This window comes from Sphingomonas sp. CCH5-D11 (assembly GCF_001557395.1).
Taxonomy (GTDB): domain Bacteria; phylum Pseudomonadota; class Alphaproteobacteria; order Sphingomonadales; family Sphingomonadaceae; genus Sphingomonas.
The window spans coordinates 1-5,776 of the sequence record NZ_LSKH01000041.1 but is presented as its reverse complement, the minus strand read 5'-3'; the positions used below and the strand labels follow the sequence as shown (position 1 = coordinate 5,776).

Annotated in this window: 7 protein-coding genes; all 7 read right to left on the bottom strand. The window is 66.9% G+C overall.

The window, feature by feature from the left end; all coding sequences use genetic code 11:
* Window positions 1–115 precede the first annotated feature (115 nt).
* Window positions 116–529, bottom strand: coding sequence for a hypothetical protein (locus tag AX702_RS02870; RefSeq protein WP_156455332.1), 414 nt, complete (start codon window positions 527–529; stop codon window positions 116–118).
* 255 nt (window positions 530–784) lie between these two features.
* A complete protein-coding gene (locus AX702_RS02865) occupies window positions 785–1,228 on the bottom strand; it encodes a DUF4019 domain-containing protein (protein WP_197420480.1) in 444 nt (147 codons plus the stop codon).
* Window positions 1,229–1,323: 95 nt separating this feature from the next.
* Window positions 1,324–1,704: a hypothetical protein gene (locus AX702_RS21960; protein WP_156455331.1), complete on the bottom strand. Its 381-nt coding sequence runs from the start codon at window positions 1,702–1,704 to the stop codon at window positions 1,324–1,326.
* Window positions 1,705–3,034: 1,330 nt separating this feature from the next.
* A complete protein-coding gene (locus tag AX702_RS02850; RefSeq protein WP_066775908.1) occupies window positions 3,035–4,681 on the bottom strand; it encodes a PepSY-associated TM helix domain-containing protein in 1,647 nt (548 codons plus the stop codon).
* Window positions 4,682–4,685: 4 nt separating this feature from the next.
* On the bottom strand, window positions 4,686–5,000 hold the full coding sequence (locus AX702_RS02845) for a hypothetical protein (protein WP_066775906.1): 315 nt from the start codon (window positions 4,998–5,000) through the stop codon (window positions 4,686–4,688).
* On the bottom strand, window positions 4,997–5,269 hold the full coding sequence (locus AX702_RS02840; protein WP_156455330.1) for a hypothetical protein: 273 nt from the start codon (window positions 5,267–5,269) through the stop codon (window positions 4,997–4,999). Before AX702_RS02840 ends, AX702_RS02845 begins: the two co-directional genes overlap by 4 nt.
* On the bottom strand, window positions 5,269–5,776 hold a 508-nt coding region (locus AX702_RS02835; protein ID WP_156455329.1), incomplete at its 5' end, for an alpha/beta hydrolase. The genes AX702_RS02835 and AX702_RS02840, both read right to left, overlap by 1 nt.

Sequence of the window (5,776 nt, the reverse complement as noted above, 5' to 3'; positions counted from 1 at the left end):
GCGAATATCAGGTGATGCGCCACGTGATGAACCTGGAAACGGTGAACACCTATGAAGGCGCGCACGACGTCCACGCGCTGATCCTCGGGCGCGCCATCACCGGGATTGCCGCTTTCTAGAAGTGGCCCCCGGTCGGCCCGGCGCCCCGCGCCGGCAGCGCGAGGGACAGCATGATCCGCGTCGAGCACAAGGCGCAGTGCAGCAGGTCTGCCGATGGCGCCGGGCAATCGAGGCAGCGCGGCGGGAGGCCGCCGTCCAGCAATTGCGACAGGGTGCGCTCATCTTCCGAACAGGGCCGCCCCGCGCCGATGCGGATCGGCCGGCACAGCGCATGTTCGAACGCGCGGCACAGCCCGTCGAGCACCGGCGCCAGCATCGCCATGCCATGCCGCGCGAGCAGCCGGGCGAGATCGGGCTGCGGCGGCCGGGCACGATCATGCGCCCGCCGCCACACCCGCATTGAATGCGCGATCAGCCGCGTCTGGAACAGGTCCTGGTCTACGGGGCGCAGCGGCATGGCGACTTGCACGACAGGCTCCTGACGGGGCGCAACCAACCGGCCGCCGCCCTTGCTGATGATGCGGATGAGCGCGCCGGAGAAGCTGTCCGTAAGGCCCCGGCAACGCTCGCCACGCTCTTAGCTCAGGTGATAGTGGTTCGCAATAGCGGGAGTGTGGCCAACCGCGTAGGGGCGAGATGACCGCTATTCAGCAGCCCCCTGCCCCCCAAACCCGTTCGGCCCGGATGCCACCGCCCCGCCTCATGTCGGCAGGCTGGGCAGCGCCTACTTGATGAAATACCCCGCCACCTTCCAGCCATCGCCGTCACGCGCGAGCGTGATGGTCTCGATCGCGCCGGCTTTGCTGGCGAAATCGGTTCGGAACTGAATCATCTCGTAATCCCCGGCCGGCACGCCCGGGAGTGCGCTGGTCCTTGTCACATTCTGGAAGACACGCGATGATGCCGCGCCAAGCGGTCCTCTGACGGCTTGAACCGTCGACGCCCATTGCGCCGCTGTAATCTGCGATTGGAAAACGCCTGCGGCCGCACGCCAGCTCGCGTCCCAATCTCCCTTGTCCAACAAGCGCAGCCAAGCGCGGGCCGCATCCTGGCTCAGCGAGGCCGACGCGTCGCCGCTCGTCACACGTGATCCCGAGTCCCGCGCGCCAGACGTCGCGTCCCCCTGAAAGGCCGCCGCAAGGATAGTCGCTGCAATCAAGAGTGACATGACCAACATTCCTCCGCTGAAGAATAACCAGTTAAGCGGAATTGAAGCGTTCCTCCAAGTAGCCGGATAGGGGTGAAAAGCGGAACGGATGCTTTTCAGGCGCAAACGCCTGTTTCCGGACATTCCTTCAGTGAGATGACGCGGTCGACAATTATCTCGTGCCCAGACATACCCAAGTGGCCATGGTCTCCGGGAAATTTTGTTTTCCGGCCGACAAATTCGATGATCCGTCTTCCGCGGCGCCGCTGCCACTTCGCGCCGAAGTTAACGCGGCTGGTGTTGATCCAGATACTTTTGAGCCGAGCCCGCTCGAATTGCTCTCTCCAGCCCTTGGAACGGACAGCCGTTCGCGGCCATTCAGGAGTCTGTGTGCCTTCCGGTACGAATTGCTGGCCCTCGAACTCGTCGATCCACACGCCTCGATAAAGCTGTGCCGGCTCCATTTTGTAGCATTGGTCAGTAGGCAGGAATTCCACTTCACGATCGTCGTTATGAAAGGCACACGGAAGCTCCCGTTCTAGGCGCCCATCATACCGAAAGCAGCCACGCCCCTCGTCCGCTTCGGTGCATGGCGTGCCAAGCAGGCGTGCGCGTATCTGATCTTCCGTCCGTGCGAACTGTTCGGGGTTTGGTAGCGAAAACAACTGTGCGGCCGCGGTCCCGCCGATTGCCGTTGATACCACGGCCAACATGAATACAGATCGAAATACCCCCATAACCGTTCTCGACCTCCGCTCGCATCGTCAGAATGCTTTCTACAATGCTGTATTGCAACTCGGCATCTGCAAGGCTCGTTTTCTGCCCTTCGTTACAGGATCAGCAAATGGCCACTTTCGACTGAGTAATTAGCGGAACTGAACGGCTGCTTTCGGGAGCCGATGGCACGATCACGAACGACCGAAACGGGTGGGAAGCGGACGGGCGGCTTCGGGTGGAGAGTTTCAGTTAGCTGCCGTTCGCGCGGGCCAAGATAGTCGCGTCTACATCGGCAACCTTCTGCCGGAGGCTCGCGAGAAACGGCTTCCCATATTTCTCCATGCGGTCGGGCGGATATTTCCGGATCGTGTCTTCGTAGCGTTGCACCTGATCGACAAGGCTCGCTCGAAGCCGCTCCAAGTCGCGGTCGAGCAGGCTCTCCCGTTCAGCGTAGGCTCTCTCGACAAACACAATCCATCATGCTCGCATGAACGAGCGTCCGCAACCGAGAGAGCGGGAGCGGGATCGAACGTCCGCAATTGGGCGTAAGCGGCCGGTCCGCTTTTCGCATCGCGGATGGTGGTTAAGGACGGCCGAGATGGGGTGGTTAGCTCCCGTTCCGCTTTGAACGGTCCTTGGCCATCCCGCCGCAAGGCGCAGCGTCGTTCCGTGTTCCTGATTGAACGACGAGGCGGATGCTTCGCCCTCCCACATTGGCCGAGGGCAGAACAGAAACCTTCTTGGCGCTGTCGAACCGAAGCGCGAGTGTTGACGCGTTCAGCCAATGAAAATCGACGCCGTAGGCACATTCACTTCGCATCGCCCCGTATAGGCTCCCTGCGGAGGCCGGCCGTTCGCCTTGGTGATTGGCAGGGTGTAGTTCGACCACATAGCCGAACGATGTTGTCGCACCGCCGTTCGTTTCCAAGAGGATGGCGTGAGTGCGCCGATCAGGTGAGTTCGCCCAAGCGACTTCCTCGCGCGACGACCCTCCGAAAAGCTCACCGCAGCCGCTAAGGATCATGGCGACGAGGACAGCAGCGGTTCGCATAATCAAGAACTTATCGGTTCGTCCAGCGGCAGCAAGTGGGCGCAACCAGCCGCCCCCCCCTACCGCACCGACACGCGCGCGCCAGCCGTTGCACTCGCGGCCATCGGTGCCGGCGCGGCCGACGGCGTTGCGGACCAGATGCTGTCGCGCGGTCCGCCGGCGGCGCGGCGGTGGGTGGCGCGGGCCATGATCGCCAGCGACAGCGCGCCGATCGCCGCGACCAGGTCGACCAGCCGGCTCGCGCCGTCATGGCTCCAGCCGGTGCCCGTGGCGACGCTCGCCAGCGTGGTGATCGGCACCAGCGCGGTCGCCGCGGCGGATAGCCACAGCAGCTCCGCCCCGCTCCGCGCCGCGCCGCGCACCAGCGCCCAGCCGACCGCCGCCAGGAACACGGCATAATAGATCGCGCTATGCCACGTCTCCAGCGCGCCCGTTCCCGCCGGCAGCCATTTCGCCGCCGCGATGGTCAGCGAGATGCCGGCGACGCAGCCCAGCGGCACGCCCACCGTCAGCGCGCCCAGCACCCGCGTCGCGCGGGTCTGTTCCACCGCGCCCGCCTTGCGCTCCTTGCGGCGGCGGCTCTCGATCCACAGCAGGTTGCCCGTGTAGAACAGGAATGCGCCCGCCAGCCCCAGGAAGAAATAGGCCCAGCGCACCGGCGCCCCGCCGAAGCTGCCGAAATGAAGCGTGAAGAAGGATGTGACGGTGGCGAACCAGCCGTCCTGCCGCCCGGGCAGGTAATCCGCCTCCAGGATCGCGCCCGTGCGCGTGTCGATCTCCCCCATGCCATAGGTCGGCGCGCGCGCGCCGTAGCGCGGGTCGATGCCGGCGATATGGCCGTGCGGCCCTTCCTTGGCGTTATATTCGAAGCTGATGGTGCGCAGCTCGAAGCCGGGCAGCGTGCCCGCGAGCCGGCGCTGGAGCTCGGCCGGCGGCAGCGTGCCCGTCACCTCGGCGAGGGCCGGCGGCTCGGCCGGCCCGCCCGGCGGGGCCCCGCGCCGCTCCATCGCCGGCGCGCCGATCTGCTGCACCGCGCCCTGCACCGCATAGATCTGGTCGTGAAAGGCGAAGATCACCGCCGTCACCGCCATGATGATGTGAAACGGCAGGCTGAACAGCCCCAGCACATTGTGAAGATCCAGCCACATCCGCTTCAGATTCTTGCCGAAACGCAGCGCGAACAGGTCCTTCACCAGGCTCGGCAGCAGGACGATCAAGCCCGAGATGATCGCCACCGCATAGAGCAGCGAGATCACGCCCATGATCGGCATGGAAATCTCGTGATCGAATGGCAGGCCGACCTGCTGGTGCAGCACGTCGATCAGCTGCGCCACCGGCGATGCCTGCTGCTCCACCACCTGAAGCGTGCCGTCGGGGGCGAGCGCGGCCAGATAGGTCGGGCCGGGATTGCGCCGGTTGCCGGTGGTCCAGCTGACCCGCGCGGGCATGTCCGGCCCCGGCTCGAGATGCACGGTATAAGCGGCGCGCGCCTCGGGATAGGCGCGCAGCACCTTGTCGACCAGCTCGGGCGTGCGCTCCAGCGGGACGGGCGCGGCGATCCTCGCCGGCGCCGAGGCCCAGCGGTTGAGCGGCTCCTCGAACATGGTGATCGCGCCGGCGTAGAAGGCGATGAACAGCGCCAGGCCGGCGATGATGCCGACCCAGCTGTGCACGTCCTTGTAGGTCTTGATGACGTCGGTGCGCATGGTGTCAGCCCCCAGCCAGGCGAATGGCGGCGTAGAGCGCCCAGGCGGCGAGGTTGGCGAGCGCCAGCCAGCCCCAGGCGCGCGCGCCACTGCGGAAGAAGAAGCACAGGCCCAGCAGCGTGCACCAGATCGGCGAGACCAGCCACATGGCAAGCTGCCCCTGCGCCGTGAAATAGCCGTCGCCTTCGGAAAAGATCGCGGCGAAGCTGCACGTCAGCGCGATCGCCAGCGTGAACCCAAGCACGGTCGCCGCCGATACCTTGCCGAACCAATCGCGGCTGGTGAGCGCCCCGTCCTTGCTAGCGCCGTCCTTGCTCATGCCGCTTCTCCCCGGAAGCGCCACCAGCGCGCGGCGACCGGCACCACGCTCCACACCAGCATCGCGCCCGTCGCCCAGGTGAACACCGCCGTCGCCGGCCCCTGCACGCACAGCAGCAGGACGAGCGCCAGCGCGAGCAGCGCCGCCCCGCCCCACGCCCACACGCGCCGGCGCACGACATGGCCGGCGAGCAGCGCCTGATGCGGCGCGGCGACATAGAGCGCGGTCGCCCCCGCGATAATGGCGATCGCGGCGATCCAGCCCGGCATCATGGCGCCACCCGGCCAAAGGCGAAGGAGACCGCCGGCGCCATCCCCGCCAGCATCGTGCCGCCATGCGTCTGCCCCGGCAGCGGCAGGAAACGGGCCTGCGCCATGCGCGCCGCCAGCGCCGCCGCACGCTCGCCCCGCTCGCCTTCCGCGATCAGCGCGCGCACGCGCGTCGGTGCGGCTTCGGCCTCGCGCTGGAGCAGCCCGTCGCCGAACCAGGTGGAGGGGCTCACCGCCACCACGGCGCCGAACATCGCCGGCCGCGTCAGCGCCGCGTGCAGCGCCAGCAGCCCGCCGAAACTATGCCCCATCATGGTCTGGCGCGCCGGGTCGACCCGCCAGCGCGCCGCCACCAGCGGCTGGATCCGCTGCGCGACCATATCAAGAAACGCCTCGCCGCCGCCCGTCGCCAGCCCGGCGGCCGGCTGGCCCTGCGGGATCGTCCAGCCCGGCGTCGCCGGCGTATAGTCGCGCACGCGGCGCGGCAGCGGCCCGGCGTCGATGCCG